This is a genomic window from Streptomyces sp. NPDC001750 (genome assembly GCF_042892615.1).
Taxonomy (GTDB): Bacteria; Actinomycetota; Actinomycetes; order Streptomycetales; family Streptomycetaceae; genus Streptomyces.
Genome location: NZ_JBIAUE010000016.1, coordinates 123518 through 147957, shown reverse-complemented (window position 1 = coordinate 147957; position 24440 = coordinate 123518). Strand labels below are relative to the sequence as shown.

21 protein-coding genes are annotated in these 24440 nt (G+C 72.0%); 4 read left to right on the top strand and 17 right to left on the bottom strand.

Annotated elements, in window-relative coordinates; genetic code table 11:
* Positions 1–93: 93 nt before the first annotated feature.
* Both ACFYY6_RS24025 and ACFYY6_RS24020 read left to right on the top strand, forming a co-directional pair.
* Positions 94–2445 carry an ATP-binding cassette domain-containing protein gene (locus tag ACFYY6_RS24025; RefSeq protein WP_389195043.1) on the top strand — a complete coding sequence of 784 codons (2352 nt, stop codon included), beginning with the start codon at positions 94–96 and terminating at the stop codon, positions 2443–2445.
* Between the two features lie 140 nt (positions 2446–2585).
* A complete protein-coding gene (locus ACFYY6_RS24020) occupies positions 2586–3560 on the top strand; it encodes an acyl-ACP desaturase (protein ID WP_351519978.1) in 975 nt (324 codons plus the stop codon).
* Between the two features lie 112 nt (positions 3561–3672).
* Here ACFYY6_RS24020 and ACFYY6_RS24015 read toward each other — a convergent pair whose 3' ends face one another.
* A complete protein-coding gene (locus tag ACFYY6_RS24015) occupies positions 3673–4179 on the bottom strand; it encodes a tetratricopeptide repeat protein (RefSeq protein WP_388648927.1) in 507 nt (168 codons plus the stop codon).
* Positions 4180–4256: 77 nt separating this feature from the next.
* Positions 4257–4511 (bottom strand): WhiB family transcriptional regulator, encoded by a 255-nt coding sequence (locus tag ACFYY6_RS24010; protein WP_073781403.1) that lies wholly within the window; start codon positions 4509–4511, stop codon positions 4257–4259.
* A gap of 854 nt (positions 4512–5365) precedes the next feature.
* Between ACFYY6_RS24010 and ACFYY6_RS24005 the strand changes: the two genes are divergently transcribed.
* Positions 5366–7636: a DEAD/DEAH box helicase gene (locus tag ACFYY6_RS24005; RefSeq protein WP_351519982.1), complete on the top strand. Its 2271-nt coding sequence runs from the start codon at positions 5366–5368 to the stop codon at positions 7634–7636.
* 32 nt (positions 7637–7668) lie between these two features.
* Here the strand turns inward: ACFYY6_RS24005 and ACFYY6_RS24000 are convergent, their stop codons facing one another.
* The 3 genes from ACFYY6_RS24000 to ligD form a co-directional block, all read right to left on the bottom strand.
* A complete protein-coding gene (locus tag ACFYY6_RS24000; protein ID WP_389195038.1) occupies positions 7669–8850 on the bottom strand; it encodes a multicopper oxidase domain-containing protein in 1182 nt (393 codons plus the stop codon).
* Between the two features lie 425 nt (positions 8851–9275).
* Complete coding sequence (locus tag ACFYY6_RS23995) at positions 9276–10355, bottom strand: ABC transporter permease (RefSeq protein WP_351519985.1); 1080 nt, start codon at positions 10353–10355, stop codon at positions 9276–9278.
* Positions 10352–11362: a non-homologous end-joining DNA ligase gene (gene ligD / locus ACFYY6_RS23990; protein WP_389195082.1), complete on the bottom strand. Its 1011-nt coding sequence runs from the start codon at positions 11360–11362 to the stop codon at positions 10352–10354. The genes ACFYY6_RS23995 and ligD overlap by 4 nt, the downstream gene beginning before the upstream one ends.
* Before the next feature lie 97 nt (positions 11363–11459).
* Between ligD and ACFYY6_RS23985 the strand changes: the two genes are divergently transcribed.
* Positions 11460–12527, top strand: a complete 1068-nt coding sequence (locus ACFYY6_RS23985) for an ATP-dependent DNA ligase (protein ID WP_351519987.1) — start codon at positions 11460–11462, stop codon at positions 12525–12527.
* A 65-nt stretch (positions 12528–12592) separates the two neighbouring features.
* Here the strand turns inward: ACFYY6_RS23985 and ACFYY6_RS23980 are convergent, their stop codons facing one another.
* From ACFYY6_RS23980 to ACFYY6_RS23925, 12 genes are all read right to left on the bottom strand, one after another.
* The gene (locus ACFYY6_RS23980; protein WP_351519989.1) at positions 12593–13792 is read right to left on the bottom strand and encodes a lytic murein transglycosylase; all 1200 of its coding nucleotides are present in this window, start codon (positions 13790–13792) and stop codon (positions 12593–12595) included.
* 37 nt (positions 13793–13829) lie between these two features.
* Positions 13830–14654 (bottom strand): nuclear transport factor 2 family protein, encoded by an 825-nt coding sequence (locus ACFYY6_RS23975; RefSeq protein WP_389195036.1) that lies wholly within the window; start codon positions 14652–14654, stop codon positions 13830–13832.
* A 41-nt stretch (positions 14655–14695) separates the two neighbouring features.
* The gene (locus ACFYY6_RS23970) at positions 14696–15226 is read right to left on the bottom strand and encodes a hypothetical protein (RefSeq protein ID WP_351519992.1); all 531 of its coding nucleotides are present in this window, start codon (positions 15224–15226) and stop codon (positions 14696–14698) included.
* Positions 15227–15303: 77 nt separating this feature from the next.
* Positions 15304–16056: a hypothetical protein gene (locus ACFYY6_RS23965; RefSeq protein ID WP_389195033.1), complete on the bottom strand. Its 753-nt coding sequence runs from the start codon at positions 16054–16056 to the stop codon at positions 15304–15306.
* 19 nt (positions 16057–16075) lie between these two features.
* Positions 16076–16594: a hypothetical protein gene (locus tag ACFYY6_RS23960; RefSeq protein WP_351630135.1), complete on the bottom strand. Its 519-nt coding sequence runs from the start codon at positions 16592–16594 to the stop codon at positions 16076–16078.
* Complete coding sequence (locus tag ACFYY6_RS23955) at positions 16591–17847, bottom strand: MCE family protein (protein WP_389195030.1); 1257 nt, start codon at positions 17845–17847, stop codon at positions 16591–16593. The genes ACFYY6_RS23960 and ACFYY6_RS23955 overlap by 4 nt, the downstream gene beginning before the upstream one ends.
* Positions 17844–19148, bottom strand: a complete 1305-nt coding sequence (locus ACFYY6_RS23950) for an MCE family protein (protein WP_389195027.1) — start codon at positions 19146–19148, stop codon at positions 17844–17846. The genes ACFYY6_RS23955 and ACFYY6_RS23950 overlap by 4 nt, the downstream gene beginning before the upstream one ends.
* Positions 19145–20287, bottom strand: a complete 1143-nt coding sequence (locus ACFYY6_RS23945; protein WP_351520000.1) for an MCE family protein — start codon at positions 20285–20287, stop codon at positions 19145–19147. The genes ACFYY6_RS23950 and ACFYY6_RS23945 overlap by 4 nt, the downstream gene beginning before the upstream one ends.
* A gap of 1 nt (position 20288) precedes the next feature.
* Complete coding sequence (locus ACFYY6_RS23940; RefSeq protein WP_389195024.1) at positions 20289–21308, bottom strand: MCE family protein; 1020 nt, start codon at positions 21306–21308, stop codon at positions 20289–20291.
* A complete protein-coding gene (locus tag ACFYY6_RS23935; RefSeq protein WP_351520002.1) occupies positions 21305–22336 on the bottom strand; it encodes an MCE family protein in 1032 nt (343 codons plus the stop codon). Before ACFYY6_RS23935 ends, ACFYY6_RS23940 begins: the two co-directional genes overlap by 4 nt.
* Positions 22333–23637 (bottom strand): MCE family protein, encoded by a 1305-nt coding sequence (locus ACFYY6_RS23930; RefSeq protein WP_351520013.1) that lies wholly within the window; start codon positions 23635–23637, stop codon positions 22333–22335. Before ACFYY6_RS23930 ends, ACFYY6_RS23935 begins: the two co-directional genes overlap by 4 nt.
* Complete coding sequence (locus tag ACFYY6_RS23925; RefSeq protein ID WP_351520004.1) at positions 23637–24440, bottom strand: ABC transporter permease; 804 nt, start codon at positions 24438–24440, stop codon at positions 23637–23639. Before ACFYY6_RS23925 ends, ACFYY6_RS23930 begins: the two co-directional genes overlap by 1 nt.

Below are 24440 nucleotides of genomic sequence, written 5' to 3'. Positions count from 1 at the left end.
CGCGGGGCCGGCCGGGCCTCCGGGAGGACACCGACGCCGATCTCCCCAGAAACCAGACAGAAGATGTCGGGTATCGCGGTTAGCTTCGGCCGCATGGATCACCCCGCCCGCCGGAACACGGACCGGCACATCGTCGTCACCGGAGCACGCGCGAACAATCTGCGCGATGTCTCCCTCTCCATTCCCAAGGAGCGCATCACCGTCTTCACCGGAGTCTCCGGGTCGGGCAAGTCGTCGCTCGTCTTCGGCACGATCGCCGTGGAGTCCCAACGCCAACTCAACGCGACCTTCGGCTCGTTCATCCGCAACCGGTTGCCGAAGTACGAGCGGCCCCGGGTGGACTCGATCGACGACCTGTCCGTGGCGATCGTGGTGGACCAGAGGCCGATCGGCGGCAACGTCCGCTCGACCGTCGGTACGGCGAGCGACATCTGGTCGGTGATCCGGGTGCTGTTCTCCCGGCACGGGACACCGAGCGCGGGCCCGGCGACCGCGTACTCCTTCAACGAACCGGACGGCATGTGCCCGGAGTGCGACGGCGTCGGACGCACGGTGCGTCTCGACATCGACCGGGCGATCGATCCCGGCAAGTCGCTCAACGAGGGCGCGCTGTTGCTGCCCGGACTTTCGGTGGGCGGCTGGGAGTGGCAGCTGTACGCCAGGTCGGGAGCCTTCGACAACGACAAACCGCTCCGCGACTTCACCGAGGAGGAGATGCGGCTCCTGCTGCACGGCGGAGGGTTCACCGTGCGGGTGAAGGTGAAGTCGTCCGAGGCCGAGGTGCGGTTCGAGGGCATCGTCGAGCGCTTCACCCGGCTCCACCTGAACCGGGACACCGAGGGGCTCTCGGAGCGGCGGCGCGCGGCCGCCGCGCGCTTCACCACGGAGTCGGTCTGTGCCTCCTGCGACGGCGCCCGGCTGAACGCGGCGGCGCTCGCCACCCGTATCGACGGCCTCTCCATCGCCGACTACGGCCGGATGGAGGTCGCCGACCTGGTGAAGGTGCTGGCCGCGATCGACGATCCGGTGGCCGGCCCGGTGGCCTCGGCCGCCCGCGAACGGCTGGAGCGCCTGGTGGACATCGGCCTCGGCTACCTCAGCCTGGACCGCGAGACCTCCACGCTGTCCGGCGGCGAGGGGCAGCGGCTCAAGCTGGTCCGGCACCTGGGCAGTTCGCTGACCGGTCTGACCTTCGTCCTCGACGAGCCGAGCGTGGGCCTGCACCCGCGCGACGTCGGCCGACTGTGCGACCTCCTGGTCCGGCTGCGCGACCGGGGCAACACCGTCCTCGTCGTCGAGCACGACCCGGACGTGCTGGCCGTCGCGGACCACGTCGTGGACATGGGCCCGCGGGCCGGCGCCGACGGCGGACGCGTCGTCTTCGAGGGCCCGGTGGAAGGACTGCGCCGAGCGGACACGCTCACCGGACGCTGCCTGCGCCGCCGGGCACGGATCAAGGGCACGTTCCGGTCCCCCACCGGATGGATGCCGGTGACCGGGGCCAGGCTGCACAACCTCAAGGGCGTGGACGTGGCGTTCCCACGAGGTGTACTGACGGTCGTGACGGGAGTGGCCGGATCCGGCAAGTCGACACTGGTCTCGCAGGTGTTCACGCGGGCGTACCCGGACGCGGTGGTCGTCGACCAGGGCGCGATCACCGCGTCGTCGCGTTCGACCCCGGCATCGTACCTCGGCGCACTGGACCCCATCCGCAGGATCTTCGCCCGGGAGAACGACGTCGATCCGGGCCTGTTCAGCTTCAACTCATCGGGGGCGTGCCGGAATTGCTCGGGCAGGGGTGTGATCACCACCGATCTCGCCTTCATGGACCCGGTGACCACCACCTGCGCGGTGTGCGAGGGCCGGCGCTTCGACGACGAGGTGCTGCGGTACCGGGTCGGCGGCGCGTCCATCGTCGACGTGCTGGAGATGACGGCCGCACCGGCCGCCCGCCTCTTCGACGACCCGGCCCTGGCGCGCAGACTGGGCGCGCTCGACGACGTCGGTCTGGCGTACCTCCCCCTGGGCCGTTCGCTCAGCACGCTCTCCGGCGGCGAGCGCCAGCGCATCAAACTCGCCACCCGACTGCACCGGACCGGCGTCGTGTACGTGCTCGACGAGCCGACCACCGGGCTGCACATGGCGGACACCGGCACACTCGTCGACCTGCTGGACCGGCTGGTGGACGCGGGCAACAGCGTGATCTGCGTGGAACACGACCTGGACGTGCTCAGGCGCGCGGACTGGGTGATCGACCTCGGGCCCGACGGCGGACGGAGCGGGGGCGAGATCCTCTACCGGGGTACGCCCGCGGGACTGCTCGACCACCCCACCTCGTTCACCGCCGCCCATCTGCGCCGGGACCTGGGCCTGGATCCGGGCCGCGGTCCGGGGCCGCTCCCGGATCCCGCGCCGGCCGACGCGACGGGGACGCCCGTCTCCTGACCAGCGGTCGGAAGGAGGTTCGAGGAGGGACTTCGCGGGGGCTTCGGGGGGCGAGTTTGGCGACAGCCTTACCGCCGCTTTAACCTACGGTCTCGTAACCTACGTGTCCGTAGGTAAACCTCCCGTCCCCAGGAGACCCCGTGACGATCACCGCTCCCCACCTCGGCAGTTCCAAGGCGTGGACCGACGCCCGGCTGCTGTACGCCCTGGAAGAGGTGGTCGAGAAGGAGCTCAACCGCCACCTCAAGGTCGCCAAGGACTGGATGCCGCACGAGTACGTGCCCTTCTCCGACGGGCGGAACTTCCCGGGCGTCTTCGAGGACGGCGAGGAGTGGCGGGCCGACCAGTCCAAGGTGACCGACATCGGCAGGACCGCCCTCGTCGTCAATCTGCTGACGGAGGACAACCTCCCGAGCTACCACCACGAGATCGCCTCCCTCTTCGGCCGTGACGGCGCCTGGGGCACCTGGGTGCACCGCTGGACCGCCGAGGAGGGCCGGCACGGGATCGTGATGCGCGACTACCTGCTCACCTCGCGGGCCGTGGACCCGGACGAGCTGGAGCGGTTCCGGATGGCGCACATGTCGGAGGGCTTCGAGTCCGACAACCGCCATTCGATGCTGCGCTCCGTGGCGTACGTCGCCTTCCAGGAGCTGGCCACCCGCGTCTCGCACCGCAACACGGGCCATCAGTCGGGCGACCCGGTCTGCGACCGGATGCTGGCGCGCATCGCGACCGACGAGAACCTCCACATGGTCTTCTACCGCAATCTGCTCGCCGCCGCGTTCGAGATCGCCCCGGACGAGACGATGCGGGCCGTGCGCGACGTCGTCGTCGACTTCCGCATGCCGGGCCACGGGATCCCGGGCTTCGAACGGGCCGCCGCGCGGATGGCGATCGGCGAGATCTACAACCTGCGCATCCACCACGACGACGTGCTGCAGCCGGTGCTGCGCTACCTGAAGGTGCTCCAGATCGAGGGTCTGGGCCCCGAGGGCCTGCGGGCGCAGGAGGAACTGGGCCTGTACATGGGCGGCCTGAACGACGAGGCGACGAAGTTCGACGAGAAGCTCGCCGCCCGCAAGGCGCGGATGGCCACGCGCGCCGGCGCCTGATCCCCGGCCGGTCCTTCCGCCCGTCCGTCCCGGCCTCCTCGGGGGCGGCCCGGGGGACGGTGTGCCGCCCCGGTCGTCCCCCGGCGCCCGGGGCCGGTCCCCGGCACCGGGCTCACACCGTCGCGCGCAGATCGCGCGCGTAGTGCTCGATCGCGCTCCGGTACTGCCGCACGGACGGGTCCTCGCTGGTGGCCGCCAGCAACTCCAGCAGCAGGCGCGCGGACGCGTCGTGCTCGCCGGTGTTGAACAGGGCCATGGCGAGGAAGGTCCGCAGCGCCCCGTCGTCGGGGAACTCCTCGACGCCGCCGCTCAGCACCTCCACGGCCCTGTCGTACCGGCCGAGCACCCGGTAGGTGCTGCCCAGCCCGAGCAGCGCGCCCCGGCGGTCCTCCTCGGACAACCCGGTGCCGCGCAGGGAGCGTTCGTAGAAGGGCACGGCCTCGGCCTCCAGGCCGAGCACGTCGTGGACCCACGCCGTCTGGTAGGCCACCTCCGCGTCGGCGGGGTGGGCGGCGCAGAGGGCCAGCAGCAGCCTGCGGGCCTCCTCGGGGCGGCCTTCGACCCGCAGCCGTACGGCCGTGGCGAGCAGGGTGTCCCGGTCGTGTTCGTTCCCGTTCATGCGCCCACCTTCGCAGGCGGTTCGGGAAAGCGGCCCACCGGCCCGTGAGCGCGCCCCGCAGCCGGGGCCGGGCGTGCTCAGGCCCGCCTGCGTTCGCTTCTGCGCAGCCGTTCCCGCTCCTTCTCGGAGAGGCCGCCCCACACGCCGAAACGCTCGTCGTTGGCCAGGGCGTACTCCAGGCACGCCACACGTCCCTCGCAGGCGTTGCAGAGCTGCTTGGCCTCGCGGGTGGAGCTGCCGGGGGCGGGAAAGAAGAACTCGGGTCCCGCCTGCGCGCACAACGCTGTCTCCTGCCAGGCGAGTGCGGGGTCGGAAGCGGTGTTGATCAGCATGGCACCCACAGTGCCCGGCCCCGATAAACAACCGATCAACGCGCCATCAATGCGGCGCGCCGGTGCTTTCCGGCCGACCTTCCGGTTTTCGCGAACCGCGCCCGGACCGAGGCCCCTGCCGCATCCGCGTCGGTCGCCCGACGGCCGCCGGGCCCTCCGGAGGGTACAGCCCGGCCCGGGCCCGGAAAACCCCCGACACGCCTCACCCGGGCCGACAGCCTGCGGCGACGACGCACGAACGGCGCGTATGAGCCACCGCGTTGCACGGGTGCGCCGTTCCGTGGTGATCTTCCGCATGACCATCGGAAAGGCTCATGCCGCGTAAGCGCCCCTCGTCACGGCCCCCGGCCAACGCGCCACCGGTCCCGGCTGGTCCCCGCTGCCGACCTGTTCGCGCCATTCGCCGAGGAGCACCATGGATTCCGTCCGCCTGATCCCGTTTGCCCGACTGCTCCGACGGCCCGGTGCGGGTGCGGCCGACGGGGATGAGCAGGGTGTGGGCCCTCGCGCTGCACGGCGACAGCGTCATGTTCCTGCACGGCGACGACGGGCTGACTCGCGGCAGGATCACGGGGACCGCCGTCGAGCCGGAACCGGGGACCGCGCGGCTGTGTCCCCGGCGGAACGGCGCCCGCCCGCCTCCTGAGCGCCGCGGCCCGCGGACCCACCGGAGCCTCGTACCCACCGGGGCTCGTACCCGCCGGGCCGTCGTTCCCATCGCGGACGCCCGCTCGTCGGGTCCTCGCGGTGGCCGGGGCCGGGGCCCTGTCGGCGGCGCGTGGCACGATATGAGGCGCCGGGGCAGGTACCGGGCGGGACGGCGGCCCGGCCGTGCGGACAGAGGAACGACGCAGATGACAGAGGCCGGACCGGCACAGGCCGGGGCACCCACGGGGCGGGCCGCCCGGGAACTGCTGGAGCAGGCCGAACGACTGCTGGTCACGGCGCGCGCGGTGCTGACCGATCACGCGGGCGCCGTCGACGCCGTGCGCGCGGCGCTGAACCCGCTGCTCGACGGCCTCGTCCGTCGCGAGCTGTCCGCCATCCCGGTCTCCCGGCTGAAGGACGTCACCGAGGGCCGGTTGCGGCTCGGCGCCGTGGAGCAGGCCGGTTTCACCACCGTCGGCCAGGTGCACGAGGCGAACCGCTACGAACTGCGCCAGATCTCCGGAGTAGGCGCGCAGACGGCCGATCAGGCACTGGCCGCGGCCGGCCAGATCGCCCACGCCGTACGGGACACCGTCGCGGTGCGGATCGACGTGGACACCCCGGACGAGGCCACGACCGCGCTGGTCACCGCGTTGCACCGGTTGGTCGAGGCCGGTCCCGACGTCCGTCGGGCGGTGGACGCGGCGGGTCGTCTCATCGCGCGTCTGGAGCCTCTGACGGTCGCGGCGGGGCCCACGCGAGGACGGCTGCGCCTGCTGCTCGGCGGACGGGAGGCCCGTGCCCGCGCGTTGGCGGCCGCCGTCTCGGTGCGGGACGAGGTCGACGAGGCTGCGGCGCGCGGACTGCCCCTGCTGTTCGGGCAGGTGTCGGCCGATCTGCTGCGGGAGGCCGACGCGGGCCTCGCGGCCTGGGTCGACTTCGAGCTGCGGTCCGCCGAGTACTACAGCCTGATCGCCGAGCTGTCGGGCAGCGGCCCCGACCGGGACGCGGCGGAGGGTTTCATCCCGGCGGGGATCGCCGACCGGGTGCGCGGTCTGCGGCTGGACGACGCCCATCTGCGGGTCTCGCTGCGCGGCTACCAGTCGTTCGGGGCCCGGTTCGCACTGGCGCAGAAGCGGGTGATCCTCGGTGACGAGATGGGGCTGGGCAAGACCGTGCAGGCCATCGCCGCGCTCGCGCATCTCGCGGCGCACGGCGAGACGCACTTCCTGGTGGTGTGCCCGGCGAGCGTGCTGATCAACTGGGCGCGCGAGGTCAGGGCCCGCTCCACCCTGCGGGCCCTGCCGGTGCACGGCCCCGAGCGGCACGGCGCCTTCGCCGAGTGGCGGGAGAGCGGCGGCGTCGCCGTCACCACGTTCGACGCCCTCCACACCCTGCCGGGTCCCCGGGACTGCGGTGTGCGTCCCGGCATGCTGGTGGTCGACGAGGCCCACTACGTCAAGAATCCGGAGACCCGCCGCTCCCGGGCCGTGTCCGGCTGGACGGGACGCACGGAACGGGTGCTGTTCCTGACCGGTACGCCGATGGAGAACCGGGTCGAGGAGTTCCGCAGCCTGGTCCGCCATCTCCAGCCCGAACTTGCCCCCTCGGTCCGCACCACGCACGGGGCCGCGGGCTCGCAGGCGTTCCGCAGGGCCGTCGCCCCCGCCTACCTGCGACGCAACCAGGAGGACGTGCTCACGGAACTGCCCGCCCTGGTGCAGGTCGACGAGTGGGAGGAGTTCAGCGAGGAGGACCTCGCCGCCTACCGCGAGGCGGTGGACGCCGGGCAGTTCATGCGGATGCGGCGCGCCGCGTACGCCCGGCCCGGCACCTCCGCGAAGCTGGACCGGCTGCGCGAGCTGGTCGCCGAGGCGGCGGGGAACGGACTCAAGGTCGTGGTGTTCTCGTACTTCGGCGAGGTGCTCCGCACCGTCCGGCAGGCCCTGGGAGGGGAGGTGTTCGGACCGTTGGCGGGAAGTGTCCCGGCGGCCCGGCGGCAGGACATCGTCGACGGGTTCACCGCCGCCGACGGCCACGCGGTCCTGCTGAGCCAGATCCAGGCCGGTGGCACGGGCCTCAACCTCCAGGCCGCGTCGGTCGTCATCCTCTGCGAACCGCAGATCAAACCGACGACGGAGCATCAGGCGGTGGCTCGCGCACACCGGATGGGGCAGATACGGACCGTCCGGGTGCACCGGCTCCTCGCCACCGACAGCGTCGACGAGCGGATGCTGGACATCCTGGCCCGCAAGGAGCGGCTCTTCGACCTGTATGCGCGACGCAGTGACATCGCCGAGACGACGCCGGACGCCGTGGACGTGTCGGACGGGTCGCTCGCCCGTCGCATCGTCGAGGAGGAACAGCGACGTCTGGCGTCACGGGCGGCCGACCCCGCGAACACCGCCGAAGCCTCCTCACCGGCCGGGACGGCCGACGCCGTCGGCACCACCGGCCCCGCGACGGGAGCAGGCTGACCGGGTCGGTTCAGAAGCCGTGTGACGCCTGGTCAGGAGCCGTGCGCGACGGGGTCGTGGGCGGCCCCGCCCGCAGCCGGCCCACCGGGGGCCGCCGTGCCGGAGGCCGCGCCGGGGGTGGCCGTGGCGGCTCCCGCAGCGCCCGTGTCCGGCGTGCCGGGAGCAGCGGCCTTGCCGGGCGTGGCCGTGCCCGGTGCGCCCTTGCCCGGAGCGGTGCCCGACGGGGTCTTCTCCGGTGCGGGCGTGCTGTGGGGCCCGGGGCCGTGCGGATCGTAGCCCGGAACCGTGCCGTCCGGCCCGGCGATCAGCAGCAGTCCGGCCATGCCCAGGTCCGAGTGGCTCTGCACGTGGCAGTGGTACATCCAGGCCCCCGCTCCCACCCGTTCGCCCGCGATGACCTGGAAGCCGAAGGAGTCCGCCGGGCCGACGGTCCTCGTGTCGATGACGCGGCTCAGGTCGTCCGGGCCGGTGAGCAGGCCGGTCCGATTGTCCGCCCAGCGGTGTCCGTGCAGGTGGAAGGTGTGGAAGTAGTCGCCGTGGGTGATCATCACGACTTCGAGCCGCTCCCCCAACCTGGCGCGGAAGTCGGGGGCCTGACGGGCCGGATAGTTGTTGACCGTCGTGCCGTTGAAGACGATGGTGATGGTCCTGTCCGGCAGGACGTCACCCCTGCGGCGGACGACCAGGGGACCGTACAGTCCCTTCCGGATGCCCTCGGTGCCGTGGTCCGTGCCGACGACGTGGTCGTGGTAGTGCCAGTAGCCCGCACTGCCTTCCCGCCAGGTGCCGTCCCGGCGCCTGCCCGGGGCGTGGGTGCGCCAGATGTAGGTACGGGTGCCGCGCGGTTCGGTCATGCTTCTGTTCAGCCGGGTGCCGTCGCCGGCGACGTCGTAGTCCACGCCGTGCGGGTGGAGGCTGACCGGCACGTCCGTGGTGTTGTGCAGCTCGATCCGCAGGGTGTCTCCCTCGTTGAGTTCGACGAGCGGTCCGGGGACCGTGGCCCCGCCCTTCCGCAGGCCGAACCCCATCCGTCCGTCCGGGAGCTTCTCCGCGTACATCCGCAGGCGGCGTGTGGCGCCGCCGGGCGGGGCGGTCCGGGGCACGGCCTGCGCCGGGCTCGCCTCGATCGCGCCGAGGGACAACGATGCCGCCCCGGTTGCGGCCGCCACCCCGCCGCCCACCAGGAACCTCCGGTTGAAGCTCCTTCTGTCCATGCCGAACTCCCCACTGCGTTACGGAATTTCGAAGTGCGTGCAAACGTGGCCGGATCGCGGGGCCGCCCCGGATCGCAGGGGAACGGCCCCGGCCCGGAACCGGCCCGGATCGGGGAACCGCGGAAAGTGCGGAGACAACGGAGGTTACGGGGCGTGCGGCGGCTTCCAGGGCTGCCGTGGTAGGCGGGGCGCGGCTGCCCCTCGGACGGCCCACACCGTTTCCCGGGGATCTCCCGCTCCTACGCACCGGGACGGAGCGCGCACCGTCCGCCACCGCGGCCTCCGGCACTCCCGGGCTCGTCCGTCGGCCCGACGCCCGGCACGGGCGGACGGCCTCCGCGCGGCGCGCCGGGCCCCGGGCCGGGCCGGACGGCGGCGCCGGGGCGAGAACCGCCGGACGCGTCGGCGGGCTCGGCCGGACGGGTTCAGCCGCCCGTGGCCGCGTGCCGGGGCATGTGGTCGCGGCCACCCGGATGCCGGTGGCGCCACACCCAGAACACCGTGCAGGACACCAGCGTCCAGCCGCCGAGCACCAGATACGGGAAGAGGAACTGGTGCCCCCGGTAGTAGACGGCGGTGTGCTGGGCGTTGACCGAGGCCCCGGGAGGCAGCCAGCGGCCGATGTGCCCGAGGACCGAAGGCAGCAGCGGCCAGGAGACCGCGCCGCCGGAGGACGGATTGCCCAGCAGGACCATCACGCCCCAGGTGGGCAGCATCGCCCAACGCCCCATCAGGGTGTTGAACATGTTGAAGACCATGCCTGAGGTGAACATGGTGAACGCCAGGATCAGCCAGGAGTGGAGGAACGGCAGGTCCAGGGCGCCGATCAGCCAGTCGACGACCGCGGCGATCGCGAAGGCGCCGAGCAGCGAGTACGCGACGGTGAAGGCGATCCGCTCCAACGGCACCAGCGCCCGCGCGTGCACACTCAGCTGGATCGCGCCGACGAAGCCGACGATCACCGCGGCGAGCGAGATGTAGAAGAGGGCGAGACCGCGCGGATCGCCCCTCTGCAACGGTTTGACGTCCCGGACCGTGACCGGCACCCCGGTCTCGGCGCCGGCCTTCGCCGCGACCTCGGTGAGCAGCTCGGCGACGGAGGCTCCCGCGGCACCGGCCACGTCCAGGGCGACTCCCCGGCCGCCCGCGCGAATGACCGCGAAGACCTCCTGGCGCTCCAGCGCCTGCCCGGCCCGTGCCCGGGTCGGGTAAGTGTGGATGACGAGCGAGGCGGCGAGCGCCTTGTCCATGGCGGCCACGAACGCCTCGCCCCGCGCCGACTCGGGACGGCTGACCACCGCGGTCGGGATCCGGTGCGGGGTCGGGTTGGCCATCGCGTAGCTGTAGGAACCCGCGAAGAGCCCGGCGGCGGCCGCGAGGATGAACAGCAGCACGGTGGCGGGAAGGTACGGGGACTTCTTGTACACGGCCCATTTCTGACGGGCGCTCAGCGGCCGGCCGTGTGCCCCGTGCGGTGCGGAGGGCTCCAGGTCGGGTGCGCTCACGCGGCGCCGTCCTCGCCGCTCCGGGCCCGGCTCGGCTGGACGCGCTTCGGCTCGCCGGGCATCTTCGGGTACTCCGGCGGGTACGGCAGGTCGCCCAGGCCGCGCTCGCGCTCGTCCCGGTCGGCCAGGTCCAGCAGGGCGTCGAGCCGGAAGGCGTGCTCGTCCATGTCCGCGTGCACGTCACCGACCTCCGCGTAGCGCTTCGGCATGGTCCGGATGTCGAAGTCGCGCGGTTCGGCGTCGTCGATCTCGTCCCAGCGCAGCGGGGCGGAGACCGGGGCGTGCGGGTGGGGGCGCACGGAGTACGCGGAGGCGATGGTGCGGTCGCGGGCGGTCTGGTTGAAGTCCACGAAGATCCGCTCCCCGCGTTCCTCCTTCCACCAGGCGGTGGTCACCCGGTCCGGCATCCGGCGTTCCAGTTCGCGGCCGGTGGCGATGGCGGCACGCCGGACCTCGGTGAAGGTCCAGCGCGGCTCGATGGGGACGAAGACGTGGACGCCCCGGCCGCCGGAGGTCTTGGGCCAGCCGCGCAGGCCGTGGTCGTCGAGGACGGAGCTCAGTTCGTGGGCGGCCCGCACCGCGTCGGCGTAGTCCGTTCCGGGCTGCGGGTCGAGGTCGATGCGCAGTTCGTCCGGATGGTCGGTGTCCGCGCTCCGGACCGGCCACGGATGGAAGGTGAGCGTGCCGAGGTTGGCCGCCCAGAGGACGGCGGCGGGTTCGGCCGGGCAGATCTCGTCGGCGTGGCGGCCGCTGGGGAACGTGATGCGGGCGGTGGGGATCCAGTCGGGAAGGCTCTTCGGGGCTCGCTTCTGGTAGAAGAACTCGCCCTCGACGCCGTCCACGAAGCGCTGGAGCGTGGTCGGCCGGTCCCGCAGGGCACGGGTGATGCCCGGGCCCACGGCGCGGAAGTACTCCGCCACGTCCCTCTTGGTGTAGCCCGGCTCCGGAAAGTAGATCTTGTCCGGACTGGACAGCCGTACGGTCCGTCCCCCGGCTTCCAGTTCCACCGCTCTGCCCGCTGCGCCCATGACGATCACGGTAGGCGGGGACCACTTATGCCGCATATCGGGAGAAGTAATACCGCCCCCGGGTGAGAATCGGACCATGGACCTGCCGGTGATGCCGCCCGTGAAGCCGATGCTCGCCAAGTCCGTCGCGAAGATCCCGCCGGGCATGCAGTACGAGGCCAAGTGGGACGGCTTCCGGGCGATCGTGTTCCGTGACGGCGACGAGGTGGTGATCGGCAGCCGCACCGGTAAGCCGCTCACCCGCTACTTCCCCGAGCTGGTCACGGCCGTCCGGGACAATCTGCCGCCGCGCTGCGTCGTCGACGGCGAGATCGTGGTCGCGTACGAGGGCCGGCTGGACTTCGACCGGCTCGCTGAACGGATCCATCCGGCCGATTCCCGGGTGCGGCTGCTCGCCGAGCGGACCCCGGCCAGTCTCGTCGCCTTCGACATCCTGGCGGCGGGCGACGACTCGCTGCTCTCCCTGCCCCAGTCCGACCGGCGCACCGTGCTGGAGGCCGCGCTGTCCGCCGCCGAACCGCCCGTCCATCTGGCCCCGGTGACCAGGGACCCCGCGGTCGCCGAGGTGTGGTTCGAGCAGTACGAGGGCGCGGGGCTCGACGGCGTGGTCGCCAAACCGCTCGACCTGCCGTACCGCCCCGACACCCGCGTGATGTACAAGATCAAGCACGAGCGCACCGCCGACTGCGTGGTGGCGGGGTACCGCCTCCACCGGAGCGGCCCGGTCGTCGGCTCGCTGCTGCTCGGTCTGTACGACTCCGGCGGCGTCCTGCAACACGTCGGGGTCTGCGCGGCGTTCTCGGCGAGACGCCGCGCCGAACTGGTCGAGGAGCTGGAGCCGCTGCGCGTCGACTTCGCCGGACACCCATGGGCGGCGTGGGCGGACGCCGAGGCGCACGAGACCGCGCGGCTGCCCGGGGCGCCGAGCCGCTGGTCGGGGAAGAAGGACCGGACCTGGGTGGCGCTGCGCCCGGAACGGGTCTGCGAGGTGGCGTACGACCACATGGAGCGCGACCGTTTCCGGCACACCACCCGGTTCCGCCGGTGGCGGCCGGACCGCACTCCGGAGAGCTGCACGTACGCGCAGCTGGAGGAGGTGGTGCGATACGACCTGGCCGAGGTGCTGTCGGCCGGTGGCCGGTGAGCCCGTTGCCCTCCCGGCCACGCTCGCGACGGGGCGAACGTCCCAGGGAGGGGCACGAGGTTGCGTCAGCCGACGGAGGGCGAGTCCGACGGGGTGGGGCACGGTTCCTCGCCGGGACCGGACCCGGGATCCGGGGACGGGCTCCGCGTCGCCTCCGGCGATTCGCCCGGGTCCGGTGAGGCCGAGCCGGTGGAGCAGCCGGGGCCGGGGGTGGTGCCGGGGTCCGGCGAGGACGGTCCGCCGTCGGTGGGGCGGGGCGATGCGGTCGGACCGGTGGGGTCCGGGCTCCCGGTGGGTCCGGGTGAGCCGGTCGGGGTGACGGACGGTCCCGGGGACGCGGACGGCGAGGGGCCGGGCGAGCTGCCGGGCTGCGGGCCCACGACGATGCCGCCGCCCGGGGACCCGGGTCCGCCGACCGGCCGCCTCGGCTTCTCGGGGCCGCCCGCGCCGGGGCTCCGGGGGACGACGCCCTTGCCGTCGGCCACCGGGTGGACGCCCTTGCGGTAGAACTCCAGCCAGGACAGCACGGTGCGCAGATAGGTGTCCGAGTGGTTGTAGGCGAGGACCGCGCGGTCCAGGTCGGCCTTCACGGACAGGTCGCGCGCACCGGCGCACAGGTAGGCCCCGGCGGCGAGGGCTGCGTCGTACACGTTGTTCGGGTCGCGGCGGCCGTCGCCGTTCCCGTCCCTGCCCCAGTGGGCCCATGTGGACGGGATGAACTGCATCGGTCCCACCGCGCGGTCGTACCGGCGGTCGCCGTCGTACGCGCCGTCGTCGGTGTCCCGGATCTCGGCGAAGCCCGCGCCGTCGAGCACCGGCCCGAGGATCGGGGTGAGGGTCGTGCCGTGCACGTCGACCCGCCCGCCGCCCGCGTGCCCGGACTCGACCCTGCCGATCGCCGCGAGCAGCTGCCACGGCAGGCGGCATCCGGGTTCGGTGCGGCGCAGCGCGCTCTCCGCCTTGCGGTAGGCGGCGAGGACCGTGGTGGGGATGCCCGCCTCGGCCCAGGTCCGTGCGGCGGCCGGGCTCCGTTTCGCGCCGGGCACCGGTGGCTGCGGCGTCGCGAGCGGCGGGAGTTCGGTGTGGTAGGAGTCGTCGTTGGGCGCCTGGGACCATCTGACCTCTTCGGTGGTCTCCTGACGCTCCTTCGCGGTGGGCTCGTGACGGACGCCCGTCGGCGCCTGGGACGCGGTGAGCGCGGCCATGGCGGCGACCGCGGCCGCGGTGCCGCCGATCCTGCGGCGGGTGGTGCCGGTGAACCTCATGTGTGCTCCCCTCTCCCCGGGTCGATGAGCCGCCGAGTCACTGCGCGAAGGTGTCGATGGCGGAGATCCGCCAGGTGCCGTCGCGGCGGACGGCGTCCACGGCGAACATCGCCGCCGCATAGGTCCTCTCCTCCGACGTGCCGGTACGGGTGTTGCTCTGGTCGGCGTAGATCAGCAGCCTGGCCCGGTCGCCGTCGAGGACTTCCACACCGCTGTCGGTGACGGTGGTGGTCAGGACGAGCTTCTGTTTCGGCCCCTGCGCGCGGACCTGGGCGAGCATGTCGCGGTGCTGCTGGACCGCCTTGCCGACCAGGTAGGTCCGCGCCGCCCGCTCGGACTTGGCGGTGGCGGTGTAGTTGTACGAGAAGACCGCGCCGACCGCCTCGGCGATCTGGCCCTTCACCTCGCTGGTGCGGCCGATGTCGGTGAGGGCGGTGTTCTGCCGTGCGGGTTCGTCGCGCAGGCTCGCGGCCTGGCCGAAGGCCCAGGCGGCGAAGGCTCCGAGGAGCACGGTGAGGGCGCAGAGGACGGCGGGGAGACCGGCCCGGAGGCGGGGCATCCGGCCGGCTCCCGGTTCCCTGTTCTCCCGGCTCGTTCTTCCCCGGCGCGCTTCCCTCGTCCCCGTGCCGTCCGCACCGGTGCCGTCCGCACCGGTGTCGTCCGGAGAGGCGTCGTCCGGAGAGGCGTCGTCCGTGGTGGTGCTGTCCGGACCGGTGTCCTCCGTGGCCGGAAGGCCGTCGGGATCGGCGCGTGGCGCGTCCGGGCCCGCGGGCCCGCGCGGCGGGGCGGTGGCTCCCCCGCGTTCCGCGGCGACGGCGGCAAGACGGCGTCGGCGGTTGACGAGGTGACGGGTGGTCGACATGTCCGGGGTCCTCTCGGTGACGGGGGTGGGGAGCCGGGGCGTCAGCCGGCCGTGTTGCCGACCGGTGCCTGGCCGAGGGCGCTGAGCTTCCACCCCTCGGGCGTGCGGGTGAGCTGCCCAAGCATCCGGCTCTCCTTCACCGCGGGCTCGGCCTTCGGGGCGGTCACGGTGATCCGCAACGCGACCATCACCGACGCCTTGCCGGCCCGCTCGTCGAGTTCGGTGACCGCGCCGGACAGCACCTTCGCGGTGCTCACGGTCTCCGCCGTCCGGATCTGCTTCTCGAACCCGCTCCGCCCGTCGACGAGTTGCTTGTGCAGATCGCCGGTGGTGGAGTCCTCCCAGCCGTCCAGCCCCTCGTTCAGCTTCCGGTGGTCGAGGGTGTTCATGTTCTGCACGGCCTGCTCCCCCGCCGCCAGGGCGTCGTCGCGGGTCCTCGCGTACGCCGCCGACTCCTCGTGCGCGGCCCCGTACCAGGACCAGCCGCCCCGGACCGCGCCCCCGGCCGCCACGACCGTCAGCGCGAGCGCCGCCATCACCAGCGGGTTCTTCCTCGTCCGTACCCGTGCCATTGCTGTCTCTCCCCTGCCGGCTGAACTGAGCTGAGCGGTGGATGCCACGCCGTGCCGTCCCGGTGGCCGTCCGGCGGCTATCTGGCGGCGATGTCGACGATCCGCCAGTGCCCGCCCCGCAGTTCGGCGGTGACGGACAGCTGGGCGGCGGCCGTGGTGGCGGCCCTCCCCCGGCGCTCGTAGACCTGGTCGAGAAAGACCAGCAGGTGGGCACCCGTGCCGGTCAGCCGGGTGACCCCGGCCCGTACGACATGGGTGGTGAGGGTCAGTTCCTGGTCCCGGGCCTCCTTCTCGACCTGGCCGAACAGCGCCGCGTACTGCTGGAGCGCCTTCCCGTCGAGGTACCGCTTCGCGGACTCCTTGGTGGCATCGGTCTTCCGCGGACCGTAGGAGAACACCGTGCCGAGCGCGTTGCTGACGTCACCGATGACCCTGGTGGTCGCCGCGGAGTCGGTCAGCGCGAGGTTGTCGGTGGCCGGAGTGTCCCGCAGTTGCCGGGCCTTGACGAAGAGCCCGGCGCCCGCGGCGAGCAGGGCGACGGTCAGCAGCACCGCCGCGCCCGCGAGGATCCGGCGGTGGACGGACCGGGGCGCCCCGTCCGGTCCCTTCGCGTCGTCCGTCCCGTCCGCCCCGTCCGGTCCCTTCGCGTCCTCCGTCCGGCCCGTCTTGTCCGACCCCTTCGCCCCGTCCGCCTCGCCCGCCCCGACCGTCTCGTCCGACGCGTTCCCCGGCGCCGCGTCCGCGCCCGCCGCACTCCCGTCATCCACGTCCGCATCCCGGTTCCCGACCCGCTCGTCCGGCGTCCCGACCCGCTCGTCCGTGCTCACCATCGCCGTCCTCCCCCGCTCCTCATGCGCCACCGGCCGCGATCGCCGTCAGCGCCTTGACCTTCCAGCCGTCCCCGGTCCGGGCGAGCGTGGCCTCGAAGCGCTTGCGCTCGGTGCCCGGCCGACCGGTGCGCGGGGTGATCCGGACGTCCACGGTCGCGATCAGCTCGGCGGTACCGGCCCGTTCGTCGAGGGCGGTGAGCGCCGCGTCGGTGACGGTGCCGCGCGCCGTGCCACCGTTGCGGCGCAGATCGCTCGCGTCCTTCTTCCGGGTACGGGCGAGCTGGTCGTGCAGGGGTCCGGTGGAGGCGTCGAGCCACTGCCGCAATCCCTCGTCCACGCTCCGGGCGTCCTTGCCGTCCAGGCTGTTCAGCCGGGCGAGATGGTGTCTGCCCGCCGCCAGGGCGGCATCGCGGCTCTTCGCGTACGCGAGTGTGTCGTCGCCCCGCGCCCGTGCGTACGACCAGCCGCCGAGCGCGCAGACCAGCGCGGCGACGAGTACGGCCGCCCAGGCGGTCATGGTCCTTGCACGCGTGCTCATCGGCCGGCCTCCAGTCCGAGCAGCCCGGCCATGCCCCTCGGGGCGGGCTCCGGGATTCCGACGGACCCGAGCACGCCGGGGAGCTCTCCTCCGGCATCGGCCCCGAGGAGCAGCGAGCCGGGTCTGGCGGGCTTCGGCAGCGGACCGCCCTTCGGCGCGTTCGCACTGCCGCGCACGTTGATGCCGGTGCCCGGCGATGCGGTGCAGCGCGCCTTGGTGTTGACCGCCGGGCCCTTCGACGTGTCGAGACCGTTGCGGTAGGTGGTGCCGCCGTATCCGGCGATGCACGGCAGCGGTTCGAAGAAAGTGACGGACATGCCGAACCTGGCGCCGTCCTCGTCGATCGCGCTGGCCCCGGCCGCCACCACCGCGGGCAGTTTCACCAGCAGTTCCTCCATGCCGCGCTGCCGGGTCACCGCCACCTCGGACGTGGTCAGGAGGTTCGCGACGACGACGCCGAAAGCGGGGTCGAGATCGCGCAGCAGGCCGCTGATCTGCCCGGTGGCGTCGGGGGCGGCGGCGATCAGCTTCCGCAGGTCCGTGTCCGACCCCTTGAGCTGGGCCGCCAGTTCCTCGGCACCCGAGGCGAACCCCTTGAGCGCCTCGCCCTGTTCGGCCTGTGTGCGCAGTACCACCTGTCCGTCGGCCATCAGCTTCGTGTTGGTGGGCAGCGCGTCGTCGGCCGCCTGTACGAAGTCGCTGCCGGTGTCCAGGAGGACCTGGAGGTCGTCGCCCCGGCCGGTGAACGCGGCGCCGAACTCGTCGACCACGGTCCGCAGCGACTCCAGGTCGACCGAACCGGCGAGGGCGTCGACGCTGGTGAGGACGTTCGTCACGGGGGCCGGGACGTTGGTGTCGGCCTGCAGGATGACCGAGCCGTTCGCCAGGTAGGGGCCGCCGGAGCGGGTCGGCAGCAGGTCGACGTACTGCTCCCCGACCGCCGACAGGTTGGCCACTACGGCTTTCAGGCCGTCGGGGATGGGCGGTGCGGAGTTGTCGATGCGCAGTTCGGCCGCGACGCCGTCGTCGGTGAGCTCGATGGGGCCGACCCGTCCGACGGAGACTCCTCGGTAGGTGACGTTGGAGTGGGTGAACAGGCCACCCGTCCTGGGGAGTTGGACCGTGACGGTGTAGTAGTCGCGCAGGCCGACGTAGTGACCGAGGCCGGCGTACCGGACCCCGAGGTAGCCGAGCACCAGCACCGCGATGATCAGGAAAGCGATGTTCTTCAGTCTGATGGCGAGGGTGATCACCGGTTGCTCCCCTCCAAGGGCGACGCCTCGTCCGAGGCCGACGGACCGTCCGGCGACGCCGACGGATGTGTGCCGGGCGCCGTTGTCCGGGGCGTGCCCGGGGCCGTCGCGGTCGGGGCGGTCGCGCCGGGCCTGCCCGGAGCCGTTGTCCCGGAGACCGTGGCCGGTGCCGTGACCGGGGGAAGCGGCAGCGGCAGTGCCGCGCCGGCCGGCGGCACGGCCGCCCTCGCCGCCGGTGCCGTCACCGCGTCCGGGTCGAACGCCGGGATGATCTGTGTGCCGGGCACGGCGGTCAGGTCCAGGTACACGTTGAGGTAGTCCCCCTTCACCCCGCGCAGCACCTCGTCCGTGAACGGGTAGGTGAGCAGGACCTGGAGGGAGTCGGGCAGGTCGTTCCCGGAGTCCGCGAGCGCCTTGAGGGTGGGTGCGATGGCCTTCAGGTCGGCGATCGTGTCGTCCTTGCTCCTGTCGATGGTGTCGACGGCGACGGTGGAGAGGGTGTCGAGGGCCCGGAGCATGGTCAGCAGGGAACCGCGCTGCTTCTCCAGGACCTTCATGCCGGGGCTGAGGTCGGTGAGGACCTTGCCCACCTGCTGTTTGCGGGTGGCGAGGGTGGTGGAGAGCCGGTTGACGCCGTCGAGGGCCTCGGTGATGTCCTCGCGGTGCGCGTCGAGGTCGGTGACGAGTGTGTCGACCCGGTGGAGCATCGAGCGGATCCTGGGCTCGTTCCCGGCCATCGCCTTGTTGAGTTCGGTGGTGATGGTCTTCAGCTGGTTGATGCCGCCGCCGTTCAGGAGCATCGACAGGGCGCCGAACACCTCCTCGACCTCGGGGTTGCGATTGGTGCGGGTGAGCGGGATCCGGTCGCCGTCGGCGAGGGTGCCGCGCGCGGTGCCTCGCGCGGGCGGCGAGAGCTGGATGTACTTCTCGCCGAGGAGGCTGGACTGTTCGAGGTGCGCGTAGGCGTTGGCGGGGAGTTCCACGTCCCCGTTGACCCGCATGGTGACCCTCGCGTGCCAGCTGCCCGGGACGAGCGAGATCCTGGTGACACGGCCCACGGAGACGTCGTTGACCTTCACCGAGGACTGCGGGGCGAGGCTGAGCACGTCCCCGAAGTCGGCGGTGACCTCGTACGGGTGGTCGCCGAGGTCCGCTCCGCCGGGCAGCGGCAGTTGCTCGATGCCCGAGAACCGAGGGGCCGCGCAGCCGGCGAGGACAAGGGCGCAGACGGCGCCGAACACCCCCAGGGTGGTGGCCCGGGCCGCCGCGGGGGTCCGGGATCCGCGGAGTCTTCCGCTCATCGGCCCGTCCCCTTCCGCTTCCCCGCGTCGTGAACGGACGCATCGTCGCTCCCGTTCTTGTCGGGCGTGCCGTAGACCGTGCCCACCGCGGGCAGCGGCAGCGAGGGCAGCGCCCGCTGCCGTTCGGTGCCCACCGGGGAGAGCCCCCGAAGACCGGCGGCCGGCTGGGTGAGGGGGCCGCCCATGCTGAGTTCGTTGAGGTCGGTGCGGCCGTTGAGTGTGCGGTTCTTCGGGTCGTACGCGTTCAGCACGTTGCCCGCCGAGAGGGGAAGGACGTCGAGGGACTCGGCCAGCGAGGCACGCTGGTCGACGAGGGTCTGGGTGAGCGGCACCAGCGCGTCCACGTTCTTCTTGAGCGCGGAGCGGTTGTCCTGGATGAAGGTCTTGACCTGGGCGAGCGCCGTGCCGAGTTCCTTGAGCGCGGCGCCGAGGTTCTTCTTGTCGTCGGCCAGGAAGCCGGTCACGGAGTTCAGTTGGCGTTCGGCGTCGCGCACCTCGCCGTCGTTGTCCTTCAGCATGGTGGTGAACGACTGGAGGTAGGACAGCGTCTCGAAGAGGTCCCCGCTGCTCTTGTCGAGGGTCTTCGTCGCCTTGCCGAACTGCTCGATGGAGTTCCCGATGTCCTTGCCGTTGCCCTTGAGGTTCTTGGCCCCGGTGTCGAGGAGTCCGGCGAGCGCGCCCTGCGCGTTGGCGCCGTCCGGGCCGAGCGCGTCGGCCAGTTCGGTGAGGGACGCGTAGAGCTGGTCGACCTCGACGGGGGTGGCGTTGTGCGCGGCGGGGAGTTCGGCGCCGTCGGCGAGCAGCGGTCCGCCGGTGTAGGCGGGGGCGAGCTGGACGTACCGGTCGGCGACGATGCTGGGGGCGACGACGACGGCATGGGCGTTCTTCGGGACCTTGACGCCCTTGTCGACGCGCAGCACGACCTCGACCTCCTTGCCGCGTGGCCGCACCGACTGGACCCGGCCGACCTTCACGCCGAGGATCCGCAGGTCGGATCCGGCGTAGACGCCGGTCGCCCGGTCGAAGTACGCGGTGACGGTGGTGCCTCCCCGGTCGTCCAGGGCCATCACCCCGGTCGTGGCGGCGACGGCCATGACGGCGAGCCCGGCGCCGATGCCGACGATGCGGGTCGGTCTCATGTCAGTGGCCGCCTTCCTGCCGGGGAGGCATGCATCCGGTGGCCGGCGGGGTACCGGCGGGCAGGTAGTTCTTCGGGACGACGCCGCAGACGTAGTTGTCGAACCAGCGGCCGTTCCCGAGGGTGTTGCCGACGAGCCGGTTGTACGAACCGGCGAGCGCGAGCACCTTGTCGAGGCTCTTGCGGTTCTTCCGCAGGACGGCGGTGACCCGCCCGAGCGCGTCGAGCGTCGGCCCGAGCTGCTTCTTGTTGTCGGCGACGAGACCGGTGAGCTGGGTGCCCAGGTCGCGAGTGCCGGTGAGCAGCAGGTGGATGGAGTCGCGGCGGGCCTGGATCTCGCCGAGGAGCAGGTTGCCGTCCTCCAGCAGGGTCTCGAAACTGCTCTTCTTGCCGTCGAGGGTCTTCGTCAGCCTTTTGCTGCTCCTGAGGAGGGTGGCGAGCTGCGCGTCGCGTTCGGAGACGGTCCTGGAGAGCGCGGAGAGTCCGTTCGCGGCGCTCTTGACGTTCGGCGGGGAGTTCCTGAACGTGGCCGAGATCGTCTCGAAGCTCTTGGCGAGTTGCCGGGTGTCGATCTCCCCGATGGTCTCGCCGAGGCCGTCGAACGCCTGGGTGACGTCGTACGGGGAGGTGGTGCGGCTGGTCGTGATGCGTTCGTGCGGGTCCTGCGGCCCGTCGCCGAGCGGGTCGACCGCGAGGTACTTCTCGCCGAGGAGCGTCTTGATGGCGATGCCCACGGTGCTGGAGTCGCCGATCCAGGCGTCCCGCACCCGAAAGGTCACCTTCACCTCGGCGCCGTCGAGGGCGACTTCGGTGACCTCGCCGACCTTGACCCCGGCGATCCGTACCTCGTCGCCCTCGGTGAGACCGGCGGACTCGGTGAAGGCGGCGGTGTACGTCGTGCCGCCGCCGATGAACGGCAGCGAGTCGGCCCGGTAGGCGGCGAGTCCGACGAGGGCCAGGACGAGCAGCCCGACGACGCCGACGAGGACGGGGTTGCGTTCGCGCACGGGCTTGATCCTCATGACAGGCACCTCGGCTGGGTAATGGCGATGCCGGTGGGCGGTGCGCTGCCGTCGCTGGTCGTCACACCGGTGACCCTCGCCTCGCAGAGGTAGAGGTTGAGCCAGGAGCCGTACGAGGCGGTGCGGGTGATGGCCGTCATCTTGGCGGGCGTCCTGCGCAGGAAGTTCTCGATCTGCGGAGTGTTGTCGGCGAGCCGTTCGGAAAGGCGGCCGAGCTGCCGGATGTCGTCCTTGAGGGGCCCCCGGCCGTCGTCGAGCAGGTCGGCGGTGACGGTGGTCAGGGCGCCCATGGCGGTGACCGCGCGGCCGAGCGGTTCGCGGTCCCCGGCGAATCCGCTGACGAGCTTGCGGAGGGTGACGACGAGGTCGTCGAAGCCCGCCTCCCGGTCGTTGACGGTCTTCAGGACCGTGTTGAGGTTCTCGATCACCTCGCCGATCACCTTGTCCTTGGCGGCGATGGTGCCGGTCAGCGACCCGACGTGCTGGAGGATGCTGTCGACGGTGCCGCCCTCGCCCTGGAGCACCTGGACGATGGAACCGGCCAGTTCGTTGACGTCGGGCGGGGAGAGCCCTTCGAACAGCGGCTGGAAGCCGTTGAAGAGCTGGGTGAGGTCGAGGGCGGGCGTGGTGCGGGAGACCGGGATGGTGGAACCGGCGGCGAGGCTCTCCCCCACCGGCCCGGCGCCCCGGTCGAGGTCGATGTAGCGCTGTCCGACCATGTTGAGGTACTTGATCGACGCGGTCGCCGACGCCGGGAGCCCGCGCCCCTTCCGCACGGTGAAACCGACCTCGGCGAGCCTGCGGTCGGCGACCTCGATGGACTCGACCTGCCCGACCTCGACCCCGGCGATCCGGACGCTGTCGCCGACCACCAGCCCGGTGACGTCGGTGAACCTGGCCTTGTACGAACTGGTCCCACCGACGCCGGTGTTGGCGACGGACAGGGCCAGCACGGTGGTGGCCAGCGTCGTCACCAGGACGAAGACGATCGATTTCGCGAGCGGTCCCGCGAGGGAGCGGCGCTTCACCTGAGCTTCACCTCCGCACCGCGGAAGGCCGGGCCGATGAGCACGCTGCTCCACTCGGGCAGGTCCCGCGGCTGGACCTTCAGTGTGGGAGCGACCAGTTCGTTGACGAGCAGGCTCTCCTGCCGGGAGTTGGGCATGCCGAGCGACGCGTCGGCCGCCGGGACCTCCTCCGGGGCTCGGGGGCCGGAGCGGGCCGACGGGTCCCGGTCCGCGGCACGGACGTCCGCGGTCGGCGCGGTGTCGCCGATGTAGGGCAGGGAGTAGCAGTGCGGTCCGCCGGTCGCGTCGTAGACGGGGGTGTCCCTGCCCGCCACGTACTTCCCCTTGGAAGGCACGGTCTTGAGCGTGACGTGCAGTCCGGGCTGGTTCGTGCCCTTGCCGAGGGCCTTGTCCATGGCCGGGACGAAGGTGGCGAGGGTGCGCAGGGTGCAGGGGAACTCGGAGGAGTACGTGGCGAGGGTCTCCAGTGTCGGCCGGCTCGTCGCGGAGAGCCGGATGAGGTTGTCCTTGTTCTTCTTCAGGAAGGCGGTGACGTCCTGGGCCGAGGCGGTCGTCGATCCGTACAGGTCGGCGAGTTCGGCCTCTTGTTCGGCGAGGGTGCCGCTCGTGGTGGTGAAGTCGGTGAGGGCGTCGAGGACGTCCGGGGCGGCGTCCGCGTACACGGCGCTCACCCTGACGAGCTCCTTGATGTCGGCGTTGAGCGTGGGCAGTTGGGGGTTGAGCTTCTTCAGATGGGCGTCGAGCGTGACCAGGGTCTCGCCCAGCTTCTCGCCGCGGCCCTGGAGCGCCTGGGAGACGGCGGTGAGGGTGGCGGAGAGCTTCTGCGGCTGCACGGCGGTGAGCAGCGGCAGGACGTTGTCGAGGACCTGTTCCAGTTCGATGGCGTTGCCGGAGCGGTCCTGCGGGATGGTGTCGCCCGCCTTCAGGGTCCGCGCGGAGGGGGTCTCGGGCGGCACGAGGGCGACGAACCGTTCGCCGAAGAGGGTGGTGGGCAGCATCTGGGCGGTGACGTCCGCCGGGATGCGGTCCAGCTCGTCGGGCCGGATGGCGAGTGTGAGCCGGGCCCCCTCGCCGTCCGCGTCGATGGCACGGACCTGTCCGACGACGACGCCGCGCAGTTTCACATCCGCGTTCCGGTGCATCTCGTTGCCGACGGTGCCGGTGCGCACGGTCACGGTGGCGTCGTGGGTGAAGTCCTTGTTGTACACCGCGACCGAGGTCCACACGAGCGCGACGGGCACGAGGAGGAAGCCGACCCCGGCGATCCGGCGGCGGGTCGTCCCCGTCTTCTTCGTCCGCATCATCCGGCCACCTTCACGGTCGTCGTGGCGCCCCAGATGGCGAGCGAGAGGAAGAAGTCGGTGACGCTGATCAGCACGATGGCGTTGCGCACCGACCGGCCCACGGCGATGCCGACCCCCGCGGGCCCGCCCTCGGCGCGGAAGCCGTAGTAGCAGTGGGCGAGGATCACCATCACGCTGAAGACGAGCACCTTGAGCACGGACAGCAGCACGTCGTCCGGGGAGAGGAAGAGGTTGAAGTAGTGGTCGTAGGTGCCTTCCGACTGTCCGTTGAACAGGACGGTGACGTAACGGGACGCCACGTACGACGAGAGCAGCCCGATGGCGTAGAGCGGGACGATCGCGACCACTCCGGCGATGACCCGGGTCGTGACGAGGTACGGCATGGAGCGCACCCCCATCGCTTCGAGGGCGTCCACCTCCTCGTTGATCCGCATCGCGCCGAGCTGGGCGGTGAACCCGGCGCCGACCGTCGCGGAGAGCGCGAGTCCGGCGACGAGCGGGGCGATCTCGCGGGTGTTGAAGTAGGCGGAGATGAAGCCGGTGAACGCGGACGTGCCGATCTGGTTGAGGGCGGCGTAGCCCTGGAGGCCGACGACCGTCCCCGTGAAGAGGGTCATGGCGATCATCACGCCGATGGTCCCGCCGACGACGCCGAGTCCGCCGCTGCCGAAGGCGACCTCGGCCAGGAGCCGCTGCACCTCCTTGAGGTAGCGCCGCAGGGTGCGCGGGATCCAGAACAACGCTCTTACGTAGAAGGTGAGTTGGTCGCCAGAGCGATCCAGCCAGCCGAGCATGGACAT